An 18,003-nucleotide genomic window follows, 5' to 3' on the forward strand; every position below is an offset into this window, starting at 1 on the left:
CCTTAATCATACACACCTCTTTACTCATGCCTGATCATATCAGTAACACGTAAACGAGTTATGTTTTATTTTGTTTATCCAACACAGTTTGGACATAAATCATTAAATGAATGACTTCCGAACTGCCCAAGGATACTCTTGCTGACTTCTCAATCATCCGAACTAAGTTCCGTGATATATTATAGCATAAAGGGTTATTTTCCTTCAACATTAATATCACTTCTTCGTTAAATTTCGATCCTTCATCATTCACCGGCTCTTTCATTATTTGTTTGATATGATGAATGAGTCTACGGAAAGAAACGAGATCATGACTTAATTTCACTTCTGCCTTTTCTTCTATATAACGGACACATCTTACTAAAAGGTCAGATTCTTTGTTTAATGAAGAGTGACTGTCACGGATAGCACTTTGAATATGAAGAGTAATAAAACCAACCTCTGCCCCAGGAAGCCTCAAACCCGTCTTATCATGGATAAACGCCACAACACTCTCAGCAATCTGATAGGTATCATAATACAACCATTTCGTCTCCGTTAAAAAAGGGTTTTGTATTTCTGTCCGATCCCTGGTTCGCTGAAGAGCCAACGCCAAATGCTGAGTTAAAGCAAAGTGTAATTGTTCTCCTAATTGAAAACCGATAACCTCATGAATTTTCTCGATCGATTCATGGATAATTAATAATGTTTCTTCTGTTTCTTTTGTAACTAATCGTATGTATTTTTCCTGTTCTTGTTCATCTACAAGGGAATAAACTTTATCGTACGTAGTCGACTCAAAGTAATCACCGTTCTTCATTCCAAATCCGATACCTTTTCCAATAAAAATCACTTCTTGATTATGGTCAGACTGAGCAATAACAACATTATTGTTTAGCGCTTTCTGAACAGTAAAAGGTCCTTGTACCATTTAGACACCTTCTCTTATATCTTCGACATTTAGTTACATTTATCATATAGAGATTCACTGTGTAAATCAACTAATCTAAAACGATAAACCGGCTTCCATATCAGAAGCCGGTTTACATCAGATCTTCAGTTCACCTAATCGAATCAACTCAATGACTGCCTGGGACCGCCCCTTCACCCCGAGCTTTTGCATCGTGTTTGAAATATGATTGCGAACTGTCTTCTCACTTATGAAGAGCTGCGAAGCAATCTCTTTTGTCGTTTGATCTTGAACGAGCAATTCAAAAACTTCCCGCTCCCTTTTCGTCAACAATGGTTTTGGCCTTAGATCATGATCCTTCATACATTCACCCTTCCTTGCATGGGCTGTTCTTTCGATATTTTGGCGAATATTTAGTCATCAATATCTTATGTGAAAGGTACAGAGCCCGTGACAACAAAGAGTTATGTTGTTAATAAATACCTGTTTTCAAAGCTTCAATCGCTGTCTCGTCCCAAACAGTGGACTTCCCTGTTTTCTTGGATACCTGTACAATCCTCCCTCTCCCAGACATACATAATTCTTTCGTTTCATTTGTAATCATATAGTGAATTTCAACTGATGAATTTCCAATTTCGACAACTTTCAGTCCGATCTCCAACTGTTCATCAAAGAATATTTGTTTCATATAATCACATTGCAAGTCTGCTGTAACAGGTATCGTTTCGCCATCGTGACTCATCCAATGTTGCATTAATCCTGACTCTTTAAAAAATTGAATTCTTGCGTGTTCAAAAAACACAAAAGCATTCGTGTTATTCAAGTGTCCAAATGCATCCGTTTCAGAAAAACGAACCGTTACAGGATAAATATATTGGAACTCGTTTCTCCAACGATCGACTTGGTCAATATAACTTGGTAGCCTCATAAAAATCCTCCTAGACAATGAATGAATAATCATTCATTTTTTATTTGAATAAAAGGGGCAAATAAATTGCCCCCACTTTAGCAAAATTAAGCTGTATGATCTGTACCGAAGAAATTTTTAAATGATTGTAATGTCGTTTCCCGATTCAGCGCTGCGATAGATGTTGTCAAAGGAATTCCTTTAGGACAAGCTTGGACGCAGTTTTGCGAGTTACCACAGTTTGATAATCCGCCTTCGCCATCCATTAATGTTTCAAGTCGCTCAGCTTTATGCATCGCACCCGTTGGGTGGGCATTAAATAATCGAACTTGAGACAGAGCAGCAGGGCCAATAAATTCTGATTTACTATTTACATTTGGACAAGCTTGCAGACAAACACCACACGTCATACATTTAGACAACTCATAAGCCCATTGTCGTTTTGCTTCAGGCATTCTCGGACCTGGCCCTAAGTCATACGTTCCATCAATCGGAACCCATGCCTTGACGCGCTTTAACGAGTCAAACATACGACTTCGGTCTACTGTTAAATCTCTCATGACCGGAAAGGTATGCATCGGTTCTAATTTAATCGGTTGTTCTAATTGATCAATTAACGCTGTACATGATTGTCTCGGTTTCCCATTAATAATCATCGAACAGGCTCCACACACTTCCTCTAGACAGCTAGCATCCCAAGCAACGGCCGTTGTTTCATCTCCGTTAGCGTTAACAGGATTCCGGCGAATTTCCATCAATGCTGAAATAACATTCATATTCGCACGGTATGGAATCGAGAATTTCTCTTCGTATGGTTCGCTATTTTGATCCACTTGACGTTTAATTACGAGTTGGATGGTTTTTTCACTCATGCCTTTTCACCAGCCTTCTTCTTAGAAGTATAGTCACGCTTACGAGGCTTGATTAAAGAAACATCTACTTCTTCATACTCAAATTCAGGAGATTTTGTTACTGGATTATACTTTGCTTTTGTTGTCTTCAACCACTCATCATCATTACGATCCGGGAACTCTGGCTTGTAATGTGCTCCACGGCTTTCGTTACGATTATGAGCACCAATAGTAATCACTCGAGCTAAGTTCATCATAGATCGCAATTGTCTTATGAAAGCGGCACTTTGGTTTGTCCACTTAGCTGTATCGTCAATATTGATGTTTTGATATCTGTCTAGAAGTTCTACGATTTTCTCGTCCGTCATTTTAAGTCTATCATTTTCACGAACAACGGTTACGTTTTCAGTCATCAAACTACCTAGCTCCTGATGCAATTTAAAGGCATTCTCATTTCCTGTCATGCTAAGAATTTCTTCTAACTGCTCTTGATCCTTTTGGACTTGGCGATCAAATACAGTGCTATCAAGATCTTCTGATGTGGTCTCTAGACCTTCAATATATTCCGCTGCCTTAGGTCCAGCAACCATTCCTCCATAAATAGAGGATAGTAACGAATTGGCTCCAAGACGGTTTGCCCCGTGAATGGAATAGTCCACTTCTCCTGCTGCGAACAATCCAGGAATATTCGTCATTTGATTATAATCAACCCATAGTCCACCCATAGAATAGTGAACAGCCGGGAAGATTTTCATCGGTACTTTACGAGGGTCATCACCCATGAATTTTTCGTAGATTTCCATGATCCCACCTAATTTTAAATCAAGCTCTTTAGGATCTTTATGGGAAAGATCAAGGTATACCATGTTTTCCCCATTGATTCCACGCTTTAAATCTACACACACGTGGAAAATTTCTCTCGTCGCAATATCACGTGGAACAAGGTTTCCATAAGCAGGATACTTCTCTTCAAGGAAATACCACGGCTTGCCATCTTCATCGTAAGTCCACACTCGTCCACCTTCTCCACGAGCTGACTCACTCATTAATCTAAGTTTGTCATCACCTGGAATCGCTGTCGGATGAATTTGAATAAATTCACCGTTCGCATAATACGCTCCTTGCTCATATACAGCTGCTGCTGCATAACCCGTATTGATCATTGAGTTGGTTGACTTACCAAATATTATTCCAGGTCCACCAGTAGCTAAAATAACAGCATCCCCGCGGAATGATTGAATTTCAGATGAATTCAAGTTCTGAGCAGTCATCCCTCTACAGACTCCGTCGTCATCAATCACGGCGTGTAAAAATTCCCAACCTTCATACTTTGTAACTAATCCGCTTACTTCATGCCTGCGAACTTGTTCATCCAAAGCATAAAGTAATTGCTGACCGGTCGTGGCGCCTGCATATGCCGTTCTATGGTGTTGCGTACCTCCAAATCGGCGAAGAGCAAGCAATCCTTCAGCAGTTCTATTAAACATGACACCCATACGGTCTAATAAATGAATAATGCCAGGTGCTGCGTCACACATTGCTTTAACAGGTGGTTGATTGGCTAGAAAGTCCCCACCATATACTGAATCGTCAAAGTGCTCCCAAGTAGAGTCACCTTCACCCATTGTATTTAATGCTCCATTGATCCCGCCTTGAGCACAGACAGAGTGAGATCGTTTAACAGGCACGACAGAAAATAAATCGACTGACATTCCAGCTTCTGCTGCTTTAATCGTCGCCATGAGACCCGCTAGGCCGCCACCTACAACGATAGTTTTTCCTTTGCTCATTATTAACACTCCTTCTTTTTGGCTATCCGACAAATGCTAAAATGGAACGAATTCCGATATAGGTCAATGCTACAAATACCCCTAATGTCACGTACGTAGCAATTTGTTGAGACCTTGGCGTAATCGTAATCCCCCAAGTAATGGCAAACGACCATAGTCCATTAGCAAAGTGGAACGTTGTTGCCGTAATACCAATAATATAAAGGATTAACGCGAGTGGATTTTCGACAATTTCAGCCATCATGTTAAAGTTGACTTCTGCTCCTAGTGCAGCGGCAACTCTTGTTTCCCACACGTGCCAAGTAACAAATATAAGTACAATGACTCCCGTTACTCGTTGAAGTCGGAACATCCAGTTCCTGAAATAACTATATGTAGACGTATTATGTTTTGCTTGGAATGCAATATAAAGTCCGTAAACTGCATGGAAGATTAGTGGTAAGAAAATCAATGTCACTTCCATAAAATATCTGAATGGAAGATTTTCCATGAAATGAGTGGCTTGATTGTAAGCTTCTGGGCCTCTAACGGCAAAATAGTTTACTGTTAAATGTACAATCAAAAAAGCCCCTACCGGGATGACACCTAGTAAAGAATGAAGTTTTCTGTAAAAGAATTCACGATTCGTGGACATCTTACTCTCCCCCTGTTTAGTAGTTTTCTGGAGATTCTATTAAAACGATAAAAACACGTACCTCCTTTTCTAAATATATTACTTTAAAAACTTTGTCAATATTTGAAACAGCCATCAATTTGAACATTAAATGACAATTTCATTTTACTCCTCAAACCCTGCTTCGTCAAGAAAGCGGATACAGCCTTTATTTTAACAGAAAAGCGTTCAACATGGCACAATCATTGAAATTTTCTGATAAAAAAATCCAAATAAAAATGGTTTATCTTCTAATTTTTGGTAGTGGCGCCCGTCTATCAATGAAGGGCGCCTCCTATTAAGAACAATTAGGAACAATTCGAAAAAATAATAGATTGCTCACTTGCTAACAGTGTATTTTTTCACAATACTTTTCATTACCCTATGATAATTCTTTCCGTCGGGTATTTGAAATGTGTTTTCTTCTCATTTGCTCGAATGGAGAATAAGAAAGCGACAAGACCCACTCGTCCGATTAACATGAGCAACATTAGCGTTAATTGACTAGGAAGAGTGAGGTCTGGAGTAATTCCCATAGATAATCCACACGTTCCAAAGGCAGAACTAGCTTCGAAAATGATCGCCATCAAAGCTACTTCGCTGCTACTCTCAAACGCCGAAATCAATATGATGGATGCAAACAGGCCTACTACAAATACCGACAGGACGATAAAAGCTTTTTGACGATCTTCCTGATGGATCTCTCTTCCGAAAACTTTCACATCACTTCTCCCTTGGGCAAAGCTTCGAATCGTTAAAAACATGACAGCCAACGTAGTTGTTCGTATACCCCCACCTACACTAGAAGGACTGGCGCCAATAATCATTAAACCAGATATTAACAGCAAACTAGCTAACGTTAAATTGGAAACGTCCATCGTTGCGAGTCCGCCACTTCTCGCTGTTGCGGAATTAAACATGGAGAAGAATAATTGCTGATGCCAAGTCATTCCATCGTAAAATTCCGTTCGTTCAATTAGCCACAACCCAATCATCCCTATGAAAAACACAATGAAATAAGTTGAAGTTGTGATCTTTGTAAATAAACTGAATCGGAAATTCGAATTTTTAGATGAAAAGTATTCTTTTAATTCCATTAATACCGGAAAGCCAATCGCACCGGCAAAGATAAGCAATATATTCACTAATTGAACAAAATAATCATCCACAAATGGGATTAACGATTCCCCAGTCACGTCAAAACCTGCATTGGTAAAGGCAGATAACGCACCAAAAGCTCCTTGATAAAAAGCTTCGAGAGTTGAATCGAAATAATTTAAATAATACGTTCCTAAAATAAAGGCTCCTATGAGTTCAATTCCTAATGCTACGAATAAAATGCCTCTCATCAACTTCACTAGTCCTGCGAATGATATTTGGTTTTGGTCGACCATGATTAACATGCGTTGAGATAACGGAATTTTTTTACCTAAAACCATCCAAACGAAAGTCCCCAGAGTCATTACTCCGATACCCCCTAGTTGAATCGCCATCGCTAGAAAGAAAATACCGATTGAACTATATGTTTCGGATACGTTTACAACTGAAAGTCCTGTCACACTAACTGCACTAACTGAAGTAAACAATGCTTCAGAGTAAGAGACCGATACTCCATCCTGAGAGGACATAGGCAAGAAAAGAAGGACACTGAAGACTAACATAGCAGCAATATAAGAAAATACAATTATCTTAAAAGGACTTAAAATCTTTGACATCTTCATTTGCATCTTTTCAACCCTCCAAGCAAAGTCGAAAATTAGTATACCATGGACTAACAAAGGATTCCATACAAGAATTGGAACTGTTAGTAAAAGAAAAGGAATTTTTTGCTTATATCAGCCAACCGCTCCTTTGTTTATGGTAAAATGGGATAAGAAAACTTGGACAAACAGCGAAGGATGAGATTGATGCCAGAAAAATTAAATCATCAAGACGAAACACAACCCTCTCAAGTTCCAGCATTTAGCTATGATCTTATAAGACACGAGCTTATTCCTGAATTATTAGGTGAAGACGAAGGAAGGATATTATATTGGGCAGGTAAATCTTTAGCAAGAAAACAAATGGATCTTAATAAAAATATTAACCCTTATGACTTTTTCACCGAAGCCCATTGGGGATCCCTGCAAACTGTAAAAGAATCAAAAAGTGAGAGAATATATGAATTAGCTTCTTCTCACCAAGAAAATAAAAGACCTTTCACATTAGAAGCCGGCTTTCTCGCCCAATTTGTTGAAATTGAAAAAGGAGTCGTTTCAGAATCTTCCTATGCGATCAAGCGTAACAAACCTCTCACCATTACTATTACAGTACGATGGGACAAAAAAGATCCTGCGAATAGTTAAAGAGTACATAAAAAGCACACTTCAAATACATTTTGAAGTGTGCTTTTTTATTTCACCCTTTTTATAACAGACTTCATCCGTTAAGACGCCCTAAATGTTCGTCGCCCTTCTCCATTCACAATAATTTAAAAATGACGCTTGCCGCCTAATAGTTTATCCTATAAACTATCTATAAGTTGAATGGATGAAAGGGGTCTGAAAGTGAATAGTACAAAAATGAATGAATTGATTGAACAATATGCCAATGTGTACTTGTTTGCTACAAAAAAAATCGAACACATTTTAGCTGAAAAGGTAATCCCTATGTCTGTAGAACAGTATGGAATTCTACGTGTGCTAGATATGAAAGGGGCAGCAACTGCCAAAGAGGTGGCTGAATATACAGGTGTGCATAAAAGTGCTGTGACAGCCAAAACGACACGACTTGAATCAAAAGGTCTTGTTAAACGAACGCAAAGTGATCAAGATCGACGACATATTAAAATAGAATTAACGGAAGAAGGCAAAAAAATCTATGATCAATCAAAAGAAGCCATGGCTGAATTTATTGCCGTTTACTTCAAACAGCTTGAGGCTGATGAAGTAGAAAACTTCTTAAACGTTTATAAAAAGATTAATAAAATGCTTGAACAGGAGAACCAAACATTATGAGCCGTTATTATCGGTGGATTTATGCGTTGCCTATTATCTGGATTGTTTGCGGTATCTGGCTGTTTATCATTAGCCCTGATATGGATCAACTCGTACGAGAGCAAGGACAGTTCTCCATTCCGGATGAATATTCTTCAGCTGTCACTGAAGAGATACTAAAAGATAATGAAAGTACTTCTGGCGAATCGATTCTCGTTGTATATCATGATGAACAAGGAATCACAGAACTTCAAAAACAAGATGTTCACACTCAACTAGAATCTATAGGTACCGAAATTAAAGGGTTTCCTGTAGAGGAGGTCCTTAGTCCACTTGATTCTGAAGAACAGGAAGAATACTTAATTAGCTCTGACGGAACCACTATGATGGCCCTCCTTACGATGGATATAAATCTGAATGACATCCCTCTCGTTAGAAACGACCTTGAAGAAGAGGTGGCTGTAGAGGGAATTGACCATTTTGTGAGCGGATCCTCTATTATTGAAGACGATGTAATCATCAGTTCAGAAGAAGGTTTAGCCAAAACAGAAATAATCACCGTCATCTTTGTAGTGACGATCTTATTCCTTGTTTTCCGGTCATTTGCCGCTCCATTCATTCCATTAATAACCGTTGGTGCAACGTATTTTGTGACAGTTTCTATCGTCGCCTTGTTGATCGATTCGTTTCAATTCCCTGTGTCAAACTTCACGCAAATTTTTATCGTTGCAATATTATTTGGAATTGGCACGGATTATTGCATTTTACTGTTAACTAGATTTAAAGAAGAATTGTATCATGGAGCAGACAGGTTAACAGCTATGATGCGAACTTATCGAGCCGTGGGTACTACAGTTTTTTCAAGCGCTTTAACTGGTTTTATTGGGTTTGCAGCAATCGGATTAGCGGATTTTGATTTATACCAGTCCGCAGTCGGGGTTGCCGTTGGAATCATTATCCTCATAGCGGCTCTATGGATTTGGATTCCTGCTGCCATGTTATTATTAGGGGAAAAATTATTCTGGCCATCCAAAGCTGGATTAGAAGCTACCCAAAGCAAGTTATGGGGAGTATTAGGTCGATTCTCCATTTACAAGCCTGGTTGGACGTTAATGCTACTCTCATTGGTTTTAATTCCTGCAGCACTCTTTTACGATCAAAAGCTTTCCTATAATTCTTTGGACGAAATTAGTAGCGATTATCCTTCTGTTCACGCTGTTGATCTTGTCTCTGAGAAGTTTGGAGAAGGTCACTCTTTTCCTGTAAATGTGGTTATAGAATCGGACGCTCCATGGGACCAACCTTCTATGATGCCTTATATTGAATTAATTAGTGCTGAACTAACCAAAATAGATTCTGTTGAAGAAGTACGCAGTGTAACCCGTCCTGAAGGGATCATTATTGAAGATTTTAGAATTCCAGTGATTGCAGAAAATTTAGCTGATGGTTTATCAGATATGGAAGAAGGTCTTGAAGGTCTCTACGACGCTCTCATCGAAATACACGATGATATCCGTGGTCAAGAGGACGACTTAGCTGACGCTTCAACAGGCGTTAATGAGTTAATGAATGGGACTGCTGATCTTCAAGAAGGTCAAGAACAGTTGGCCGATGCTGTTGACGAAACAAGCGAAGGGACAATAAATTCAGCAGAAGGACTTACTCAACTTAGAACTGAATTATCAACGATCAATGAGGGTATTGCCGAACAATTAGAAAGTAATTCACTTCCTGCAGAACTATCTCAATCGCTCTTGCCCTTTTCAAATGGAATTACAGAACTCACTGGGGGCTTCCAAGAAGTCGATGATGGTTTGAGAAGCCTAGCTGAAAATCAACGTTTACTTGCAGAAGAATTGAGAACTCTTGCTACTGGCTTAGACGCATTGCAAAGCGGTCAAAGGGACATGGGGGAAGCTTTTGAAGGTATCCAAGGCGGGTATGATGAGTTAGCTGATGCCATGTTGGATTTAGCAGATGGAGTAGAAGAAATCCAACAAGGTCTTACAGATACTGAAGACATTTTAAATGAGATAGCAGAACAGCCCGTTCATCCTCTAGAAGGGTTTTTCGTTCCACAAGCTGTTTTTGACGACGGGGATATGGAAGATCTAATAGAATTATTCATGACACCTAATCAACAAGTCGCTTTATTTGAAGTTGTCCTAGCAGTTAACCCTTACAGTAATGAAGCCATTGAAATCGTTGAAGCAGTGGAAAGTCAACTGGCCAATGCTCTAGCAGGAACCGCGTTAGAAAATACTCGTTATTCCGTTGGTGGCCTCTCCGTCGTCAATCGTGATTTACAACAGATTTCTGATGAGGACTTTAATCGAACAGCGACTATTATGCTTTCAGGCATATTTATAGTTCTTGTCATTCTTTTAAAGTCACTGGTCATGCCTATTTATATTATAGGTTCACTTATCCTCACCTACATCGCCTCAATGGCATTTACAGAACTAATCTTTGTGAGTGTATTAGGCTATTCAGGAATAAGTTGGGCCGTTCCATTTTTCGGTTTTGTTATGCTCATGGCATTGGGAGTAGACTATTCAATCTTTCTTATGGGACGTTTCGGAGAAAATATAAAGACACTTCCAGTAAAAGAGGCCCTCCTGTCTGCGATGAGGCAGATAGGGACAGTGATCCTTTCTGCTGCGATTATTTTAGCCGGGACATTCGGAGCCATGATGCCATCTGGTGTTCTCTCCTTAGTTCAAATAGGCACACTTGTGCTAACAGGATTACTTCTGTACTCGTTAGTCATGCTCCCTCTGTTCGTACCTGTGATGGTTAGGATCTTTGGTGATAAAAACTGGCTTCCGTTTAAACGGCCCTACAAAGAAGAATAATGCTTTAAATAAAAACTACAGTTTAGAAGGTTGTCTTCATACAAGAGAAAAAGCTACACGGGAGAGTTTCTCCCATGTAGCTTTTTCCGGCTTAGCTTTTCTATAAAGCAGCTTCTTTTACCTTATTAATCTTCTCTTTTTCATTATCATCTAATCCAAAGAACGCGTGTAATGCTTCAGCTGCTCGAACCATATCACCGTCAGGAACAACAGTTGAAACGGCAATCTCAGACGTGCTAACCATTTTCACTTCAATTTCTTCTTTTCCTAATACTTTAAACATATCTGCTGCTACACCAGGATTAGATACCATTCCAGAACCTACAATGGAAACTTTTGCTAAACTGCTCTCATGGCGTATGGTGCTATAACATAATGTTGGTTTGTTATCATGAAGGGCATCAATCGCCTTACCAAGATCAGACGTGTTAATTGTACAAGATACATTTAACCCGTGATCAGATGTCACTTGTTGAATAATGACATCTACATTAATGCCTTGATTTGCCAACAAAGAGAATAGGGTTGACATTGTATCATATTGATTAGGTAATCGTTCAATGGTGATTTTAGTTAACTTGTCTTCAAAAGCCAAGCCTCTTACGATTAAATTCTGTTCCATAGTTGCTTCCTCCTCGACAGTCGTTCCTTTTACTTCCTCCATGCTCGATCGAACGATCAGAGTCACTTGATGATTTTTGGCAAATTCTACAGCTCTCGGGTGCAGGACACCGGCTCCTAAATTAGCTAACTCTAGCATTTCATCGTAAGAGATACTATCTAGTTTTCGAGCTTTCTTTACATACCGAGGGTCTGCGGTGAAAACTCCTGTTACATCTGTGAAGATTGAACACGACTGTGCTTTTAGAGCTGCAGCCAATGCCACGGCAGTCGTATCAGAGCCACCTCGTCCTAGTGTCGTAATATCTCCGTTCTCACTTACCCCTTGGAAACCTGCTACAAGTACAGCTTTTCCTTCATCTAAGTGTTCTTGCACATTTACTGGATCGATATCTGTAATGCGTGCATCCTGATGGACATCTTCCGTTTTGATGCCTGCTTGCCAACCAGTTAATGATACAGCATCTACTCCGATTTCTTTCAATGCCATAACTACGAGAGAGATTGTTACTTGTTCCCCTGTAGTGAGTAACATATCCATCTCTCGGGGGTCAGGATTATCTGTAATATCATTAGCTAATTCTACTAATTTATCAGTAGACTTTCCCATAGCAGAAACGACGGTTACCACTTTTTTTCCTTCATCCATCTTGCGTTTTATTTTTTCTGCCACTCTCTTGATTTTTGTTACGTCACCTACAGATGTACCTCCGAATTTTTGGACAACCGTTGTCACTATGAACGCCTCCTCAATTTTATACCGATCTATTTTATTTATATTGCTTCATTCGTTGTAGAGAAGACCTCGAACATTTTCAAAATAGCAAAGTTTCAAAAGTCTTGAAATCACTTGAATGTTCCGATATTTCCGATTAGTAAAACTTCTTTAATTTAAAATAAGTTGATTCATTCACTTAGCTAAAGGATTAAGAGAATCGACAGGGAGACTTCATCTCACTGCCGAACTAATGTCTACTTCGGCGAAATCCACCAAGATAGAACCTTATCGTTCTTTTGTGCCTACTCTTAGTTTTCACTAGCTCTATCTAATTCAAGAGCCGAAGGACGAAATCTTTTTATTCAAACTCATTCAATAGATTACCAAACGGTTCTTATCATCGCAACACTCATCTAGCGTCATTTCTTTTCTTCTTCGTCGATGATTCTCCTTAAGCTTTCAGCAACCGCCTGAGGTACCCCTACACGCTGAATTTCTTCTACTGACGCCTCTTTTAACCTTTTCAAAGAACCAAATTCCTTTAGTAGCAAGCGTTTTCTCTTTTCTCCAATTCCGTCGACTTTATCTAAAATGGATTGAAACATATTCTTTTTACGTACGTTTCGATGAAAGCTGATAGCAAAGCGATGGACTTCATCTTGAATCCTTTGTAATAAATAGAACTCTTGACTCGTTTTCGATAATGCTACAACTTTCGGGGGATCTCCTATCATCAATGACGATGTACGGTGTTTCTCATCTTTAACCAACCCACACACAGGAATCGTTAAATTTAATTCATCTTCTAAAATCTCTTGAGCTGCTGAAATTTGTCCTTTTCCCCCATCAATAACAATTAAGTCCGGCAAAGGAAGTTCTTCTTTTAAAAGTCTTAAATAGCGACGGCGCACCACTTCTCGCATCGACTCATAATCATCGGGCCCTTGGACCGTTTTGATTTTGTATTTACGGTAATTCTTCTTATCTGGTTTACCGTCTACAAAGGAGACCATCGCTGAAACAGGGTCCACCCCTTGAATGTTAGAATTATCAAAAGCTTCGATTCGGTAGGGAGTATCGATGTTCATCGCTTGTCCTAATCGATCCACAGCATAGATTGTTTTTTGCTCATTTCGTTCGATCAGATCAAATTTTTCTTTCAAAGCGAACTTAGCATTTTTCGTAGCTAATTGAATTAATTCCTTCTTTTGACCTTTTTTTGGTTGCACAGCTTTTATATTTAAAAATTGAGAAACCATGTCCACTTCGATGTTTTCTGGAAGAAGAATTTCTGTCGGTTTTTTATGATGCTCTTCTAAGTAGAACTGACCTAGAAACGTATAGAAATCTTCTTCAGGATCTTGATAAGTGGGAAACAATGAGACATCACGTTCAATTAATTTACCTTGGCGCACAAAAAACACTTGGACACACATCCAACCTTTATCCACATAGTATGAAAACACATCACGGTTGACTTGATCAGTTAATGTCATTTTCTGTTTTTCCATCACTGCTTCAATATGCTGAACTTGGTCTCTTAATTCTTTCGCACGCTCGAAATTCATTTCTTCAGAAGCTTTATACATCTTTTCAGTTAGTTGTTCTTTAACGGTTTGATGCCCCCCATTTAAAAACTTGGAGATTTCTGATACTAAACTGTCATTTCTTTCTTTTGTCACAGTGAATTCACAAGGTGCTAAACATTGTCCAATATGATAATACAAGCAAACTCTGTCGGGCAACGTTCGACATTTTCTCAACGGGTACAATCGATCTAATAGTTTCTTCGTTTCGTTGGCAGCTTGCGCATTAGGATACGGTCCGAAGTATTTAGCGCCATCTTTTTTTACCTTTCTAGTCGTCAGTAATCGGGGGTGCTCTTCTTTTGTAATTTTAAGAAAAGGATATGTTTTGTCATCTTTAAGCAAAATGTTATATCTTGGTTCATACTTCTTTATAAGATTCTGCTCTAAAACGAGCGCTTCTAGATCTGATGATGTAACGATATATTCAAAATCAGTGATCTCACTGACAAGTCTTTGTGTCTTTTTATCATGGGTTCCTCTGAAATAAGATCTGACCCGGTTCCGAAGAACTTTTGCTTTCCCAACATAGATAACAGTTTGATGTTTATTCTTCATTAAATAACAGCCTGGTTGAGCAGGTACGAGCTGAATCTTTTCTTTTAATTCTTCCATCAACATGCTCCTTTAATCAACGATTGTATTTACTATAGCACGGTATTTTATCCTGTTTCCAGTATGAAGAGCATCAGATGTCCTTGAATGACAATTTTCAGCATGCACCTTAATTCACCCGTTCGTGGATCATTCTACATCAACACGCTTGTTTAATATATCCATCCACTAAAAAAAGCTGACTGCCAACTAAGGCAATCAGCTTTCTTATTATGCGATTTAAAGATGTTTGTTTAATGTGTCAGCTAAAGCTTCCTTAGGTTGGAAACCAACCACTTGATCCACTACTTCACCGTCTTTTAGGACAAGTAGTGTAGGAATGCTCATTACTCCGAATTTACTAGCTGTTTCTTGATTTTCGTCCACATCAAGTTTAACAATCTTTACTTTATCGCCCATATCTCCATCTAATTCTTCAAGAACTGGAGCAATCATTTTACATGGCCCACACCAAGGTGCCCAAAAGTCCGCAAGAACGACCCCTTGATTTGTTTCAGTTGAAAAGTTTTGGTCTGTTACATTTACAATTGCCATTGTTTATTCCTCCTCTTAATCATTCATACATGTGATTTCACTTTAAATTACCCTATAAAGATTGTAATGAATCTCATTCAAAAAAGAAACTAATATGCTTGAGTTCCTTTATAGGCTAACCTAATTCTTTTTCACTAACCATATCATAACCAATTTATATAGACTACGCAAAAAAAATGCTTGTAAGAAAGGCACATCTTCTCTCTTTTGTCATGCTAACGGTGAACTTGAGAAAGGACTTAGCACCAGCTTAACTAGAAAGAGTTAGAACGATCTATTATCAACAAAAACTTTTAACAGTACCTTCATATAGAGCAAGAGAATTTTTCAAAAAGGCTGTGGCAGGATTACTAATCCTGCCACAGCCTTTTATAGATCAATATGATTTATACTAATACTTTTTTAAATTCGTCTGTCAATTTAGGAACGACATCAAACAAATCTCCTACAATCCCGTAATCAGCGATTTGGAAAATCTCCGCTTCAGGATCTTTATTGATGGCCACAATGACTTTTGAATTCGACATCCCCGCTACGTGCTGAATAGCTCCGCTTAATCCAACTGCAATATATAAGTCTGGAGTTACCACTTTTCCTGTTTGACCAATTTGAAGGGCATAGTCACAATATTCCGCGTCACACGCCCCACGGGAAGCTCCTACCGCTCCACCTAGCACATCAGCTAGCTCATTTAAAATGGCGAAATTCTCTTCACCTTTCATACCTCTTCCGCCAGCTACAATAACAGAAGCCTCTGATAAATCCACGCCTGATGCTGTGTTTTTCACTACTTCTTTAATGATGGTTTGTAAGTCTTTAATCTCAACATCTAAGCTTTCCGTACCTCCTGAACGTGATTCATCTCTTTCAAGAGCTGGAATATTGTTCGGACGAAGAGTCGCGAATACCAAGCCGCTCTCAATGACTTTCTTTTCAAATGCTTTACCTGAATAAATTGGTCTTGTGAAGACCGTTTCACCTTGATCATTTTCCATTGAAACGACATCGGAAACAAGCCCGGACTTCAAACGACTGGCAAGCTTAGGTGCTACGTCCCGTCCAATCGACGTATGACCTAATAGAATGCCTTCAGGATTCTCTTTTTCTACTACAGCATGTAGTGCCTGAGTATATCCTTCGGGAGTATATTGAGCTAACTTGTCACTTTCAACCGTAACGACTCGATCTGCTCCATAAAGGATCATTTCATTAGCTAAGTCTCCAATTGTTTCTCCTAACAAAGTACCTACAACTTCACCGCCATCAGCAATTTGTTTTGCCGCAGCAATGGCTTCAAAAGAAACATTTCTAAATTCTCCGTCGCGAATTTCGCCTACTACAAGTATTTTTTTAGACATATCGGTCAACCCCTCCTGTTATATCACTTTCGCCTCGTTTTTCAATAATGAAACTAATTCTGTTACTTGCTCTTCTGTTTCACCTTCAAGAATCTTTCCTGCCGCTTTCTCAGGTGGTAAATATTTTTCTACTGTTTTCGTCTTCCCTTCAACATCGTCCTCTTCCAAATCTAAATCATCTAAGTCGAGAGTTTCTAAAGGCTTTTTCTTTGCTTTCATAATTCCAGGTAGTGATGGGTAACGAGGCTCATTTAATCCTTGCTGAGCAGTCACTAGCAAGGGAAGAGGAACTTCTAGTATTTCTTGGTCCCCTTCTACATCCCGCTCGATGTTCGCTTTCCCATCTTCAATGTCAATTTTCACAATAGAAGTAACATGGTTAAAACCAAGTTGTTCAGCTAGTCGGGGACCTACTTGACCTGAACCACCATCGACAGCTATATTTCCGCCTAAAATAATATCCACTTCTTTATCTTTAAAATAAGCTGCTAAGATTTGTTCTGTTGAATAAGGATCTCCATGTTCCACATCTTCGTCTTCAATAAGAACTGCCTTATCTGCACCCATAGCAAGCCCTGTGCGAATCTGTTTTTCTGTTTCTTCATCTCCAACGGAAACGATTGTTACTTCTCCACCGTGTTCGTCACGTAATTTAATCGCTTCTTCAATGGCATATTCATCGTACGGATTAATGATGAATTCAGCTCCGTCTTCGACAACCTCTCCATTTTCAATTTGAATTTTTTCTTCCGTATCAAATGTACGCTTCATGATTACATAAATGTTCATATATTTCCCTCCCAATAGAATCTTGTTATCTTCACAACTAGAATAAACCGCTTACAAAAATGCTCTTAATTAACGATCTTCAAAAAGAGGTTTTCTCTTTTCCATGAATGCTTTGATCCCTTCAGAAGCATCGCGTTTTTCAAATACATCGCCAAACCTTACCGCTTCTTTTTCTTGGCCACGTTCCAATTGTTCTTTTTCAGATTCTTGAACAAGTTCAAGAACGTACGATAAGGACGGAGCGCTTTTCTCACTAATGTTGTGAGCGAACTCCTTCGCTTTCTCTAAGAAATTTTCTGAAGGAAAGCTTTGATTAGCTAAACCTAATGAGACGGCTTGTTCACCCGTGACGGGTTCAGATGTGAGCATCATTTCCGTCGCTTTCGCCTTCCCTACTAATCTCGGTAAACGTTGAGTTCCGGCGAAGCCTGGAATCAGTCCTAATTGCAATTCAGGTAAGCCTAATTTAGCATCATTTGCTACTAGGCGAATATGACAGGCCATGGCTAATTCTAAACCGCCACCTAATGCTGCACCGTGAATGCAAGCCAACACTGGTTTCGTCGATAATTCAAATTTTCTAAAGACTCGCTGGCCTTCACGAGACATTTCCCTGAACTGCTGTCCATGTTTAACAGATGTGAATTCTTTAATATCTGCTCCTGCGGCAAAAAATCGTCCTTCTCCTCGAAGAAGAATCACTTTTACTTCTGGAGTTTCAATTAACTCATCAATAGCCTGTTCGAGCTCTAGAATCATCTCCTGAGAAATAGCATTGGCAGGCGAATGATTCAAGGTAATGATGCCTAGTCGCTTCTCAGTTTCTAATCTTATAAATGAGAAATTATTCATTATTTCACTCC

General features: G+C 39.1%; 16 protein-coding genes. 3 read left to right on the plus strand and 13 right to left on the minus strand.

Annotated elements, in window-relative coordinates:
• Positions 1–58: 58 nt before the first annotated feature.
• From CR194_RS11055 to CR194_RS11085, 7 genes are all read right to left on the minus strand, one after another.
• Positions 59–910: a PRD domain-containing protein gene (locus CR194_RS11055; RefSeq protein WP_110609711.1), complete on the minus strand. Its 852-nt coding sequence runs from the start codon at positions 908–910 to the stop codon at positions 59–61.
• Between the two features lie 117 nt (positions 911–1,027).
• Entirely contained in the window at positions 1,028–1,252 is a 225-nt protein-coding gene (locus tag CR194_RS11060; RefSeq protein WP_110609712.1) for a helix-turn-helix domain-containing protein, read from the minus strand.
• Positions 1,253–1,361: 109 nt separating this feature from the next.
• Entirely contained in the window at positions 1,362–1,817 is a 456-nt protein-coding gene (locus tag CR194_RS11065; protein ID WP_110609713.1) for an acyl-CoA thioesterase, read from the minus strand.
• A gap of 86 nt (positions 1,818–1,903) precedes the next feature.
• The gene (sdhB, locus tag CR194_RS11070; RefSeq protein ID WP_110609714.1) at positions 1,904–2,668 is read right to left on the minus strand and encodes a succinate dehydrogenase iron-sulfur subunit; all 765 of its coding nucleotides are present in this window, start codon (positions 2,666–2,668) and stop codon (positions 1,904–1,906) included.
• Positions 2,665–4,437 (minus strand): succinate dehydrogenase flavoprotein subunit, encoded by a 1,773-nt coding sequence (gene sdhA / locus CR194_RS11075; protein ID WP_110609715.1) that lies wholly within the window; start codon positions 4,435–4,437, stop codon positions 2,665–2,667. The genes sdhB and sdhA overlap by 4 nt, the downstream gene beginning before the upstream one ends.
• Before the next feature lie 22 nt (positions 4,438–4,459).
• Complete coding sequence (locus CR194_RS11080) at positions 4,460–5,071, minus strand: succinate dehydrogenase cytochrome b558 subunit (protein WP_110609716.1); 612 nt, start codon at positions 5,069–5,071, stop codon at positions 4,460–4,462.
• A gap of 395 nt (positions 5,072–5,466) precedes the next feature.
• Positions 5,467–6,816 carry a TrkH family potassium uptake protein gene (locus CR194_RS11085; RefSeq protein WP_110609717.1) on the minus strand — a complete coding sequence of 450 codons (1,350 nt, stop codon included), beginning with the start codon at positions 6,814–6,816 and terminating at the stop codon, positions 5,467–5,469.
• Between the two features lie 180 nt (positions 6,817–6,996).
• Between CR194_RS11085 and CR194_RS11090 the strand changes: the two genes are divergently transcribed.
• From CR194_RS11090 to CR194_RS11100, 3 genes are all read left to right on the plus strand, one after another.
• Complete coding sequence (locus CR194_RS11090; protein ID WP_158282245.1) at positions 6,997–7,434, plus strand: DUF2507 domain-containing protein; 438 nt, start codon at positions 6,997–6,999, stop codon at positions 7,432–7,434.
• Positions 7,435–7,635: 201 nt separating this feature from the next.
• Complete coding sequence (locus CR194_RS11095) at positions 7,636–8,085, plus strand: MarR family winged helix-turn-helix transcriptional regulator (RefSeq protein WP_158282246.1); 450 nt, start codon at positions 7,636–7,638, stop codon at positions 8,083–8,085.
• Entirely contained in the window at positions 8,082–10,919 is a 2,838-nt protein-coding gene (locus CR194_RS11100; protein WP_110609720.1) for an MMPL family transporter, read from the plus strand. Before CR194_RS11095 ends, CR194_RS11100 begins: the two co-directional genes overlap by 4 nt.
• A gap of 100 nt (positions 10,920–11,019) precedes the next feature.
• On the opposite strand, the gene CR194_RS11105 is transcribed toward CR194_RS11100, so the two are convergent.
• The 6 genes from CR194_RS11105 to CR194_RS11130 all read right to left on the minus strand — a co-directional run bounded on the left by CR194_RS11105 (position 11,020) and on the right by CR194_RS11130 (position 17,992).
• Positions 11,020–12,276 (minus strand): aspartate kinase, encoded by a 1,257-nt coding sequence (locus CR194_RS11105; protein ID WP_110609721.1) that lies wholly within the window; start codon positions 12,274–12,276, stop codon positions 11,020–11,022.
• 401 nt (positions 12,277–12,677) lie between these two features.
• Entirely contained in the window at positions 12,678–14,459 is a 1,782-nt protein-coding gene (gene uvrC, locus CR194_RS11110) for an excinuclease ABC subunit UvrC (protein WP_408640755.1), read from the minus strand.
• 219 nt (positions 14,460–14,678) lie between these two features.
• A complete protein-coding gene (trxA, locus tag CR194_RS11115; RefSeq protein ID WP_110609722.1) occupies positions 14,679–14,993 on the minus strand; it encodes a thioredoxin in 315 nt (104 codons plus the stop codon).
• 386 nt (positions 14,994–15,379) lie between these two features.
• Positions 15,380–16,351 (minus strand): electron transfer flavoprotein subunit alpha/FixB family protein, encoded by a 972-nt coding sequence (locus tag CR194_RS11120; RefSeq protein WP_110609723.1) that lies wholly within the window; start codon positions 16,349–16,351, stop codon positions 15,380–15,382.
• Positions 16,352–16,369: 18 nt separating this feature from the next.
• Positions 16,370–17,140 carry an electron transfer flavoprotein subunit beta/FixA family protein gene (locus CR194_RS11125; RefSeq protein WP_110609724.1) on the minus strand — a complete coding sequence of 257 codons (771 nt, stop codon included), beginning with the start codon at positions 17,138–17,140 and terminating at the stop codon, positions 16,370–16,372.
• A gap of 69 nt (positions 17,141–17,209) precedes the next feature.
• Positions 17,210–17,992 (minus strand): enoyl-CoA hydratase, encoded by a 783-nt coding sequence (locus CR194_RS11130; RefSeq protein WP_110609725.1) that lies wholly within the window; start codon positions 17,990–17,992, stop codon positions 17,210–17,212.
• Positions 17,993–18,003 lie beyond the last annotated feature (11 nt).

The sequence above is a fragment of the Salipaludibacillus keqinensis genome, from assembly GCF_003226325.1.
Lineage (GTDB): Bacteria > Bacillota > Bacilli > Bacillales > Salisediminibacteriaceae > Salipaludibacillus > Salipaludibacillus keqinensis.

What these genes read in the sequence shown, in the direction of transcription:
- CR194_RS11055 (WP_110609711.1), bottom strand. Translation starts at nt 910, where the DNA reads ATGGTACAAGGACCTTTTACTGTTCAGAAAGCGCTAAACAATAATGTT.
- CR194_RS11060 (WP_110609712.1), bottom strand. Translation starts at nt 1,252, where the DNA reads ATGAAGGATCATGATCTAAGGCCAAAACCATTGTTGACGAAAAGGGAG.
- CR194_RS11065 (WP_110609713.1), bottom strand. Translation starts at nt 1,817, where the DNA reads ATGAGGCTACCAAGTTATATTGACCAAGTCGATCGTTGGAGAAACGAG.
- sdhB (WP_110609714.1), bottom strand. Translation starts at nt 2,668, where the DNA reads ATGAGTGAAAAAACCATCCAACTCGTAATTAAACGTCAAGTGGATCAA.
- sdhA (WP_110609715.1), bottom strand. Translation starts at nt 4,437, where the DNA reads ATGAGCAAAGGAAAAACTATCGTTGTAGGTGGCGGCCTAGCGGGTCTC.
- CR194_RS11080 (WP_110609716.1), bottom strand. Translation starts at nt 5,071, where the DNA reads ATGTCCACGAATCGTGAATTCTTTTACAGAAAACTTCATTCTTTACTA.
- CR194_RS11085 (WP_110609717.1), bottom strand. Translation starts at nt 6,816, where the DNA reads ATGCAAATGAAGATGTCAAAGATTTTAAGTCCTTTTAAGATAATTGTA.
- CR194_RS11090 (WP_158282245.1), top strand. Translation starts at nt 6,997, where the DNA reads ATGCCAGAAAAATTAAATCATCAAGACGAAACACAACCCTCTCAAGTT.
- CR194_RS11100 (WP_110609720.1), top strand. Translation starts at nt 8,082, where the DNA reads ATGAGCCGTTATTATCGGTGGATTTATGCGTTGCCTATTATCTGGATT.
- uvrC (WP_408640755.1), bottom strand. Translation starts at nt 14,459, where the DNA reads ATGGAAGAATTAAAAGAAAAGATTCAGCTCGTACCTGCTCAACCAGGC.
- trxA (WP_110609722.1), bottom strand. Translation starts at nt 14,993, where the DNA reads ATGGCAATTGTAAATGTAACAGACCAAAACTTTTCAACTGAAACAAAT.
- CR194_RS11120 (WP_110609723.1), bottom strand. Translation starts at nt 16,351, where the DNA reads ATGTCTAAAAAAATACTTGTAGTAGGCGAAATTCGCGACGGAGAATTT.
- CR194_RS11125 (WP_110609724.1), bottom strand. Translation starts at nt 17,140, where the DNA reads ATGAACATTTATGTAATCATGAAGCGTACATTTGATACGGAAGAAAAA.
- CR194_RS11130 (WP_110609725.1), bottom strand. Translation starts at nt 17,992, where the DNA reads ATGAATAATTTCTCATTTATAAGATTAGAAACTGAGAAGCGACTAGGC.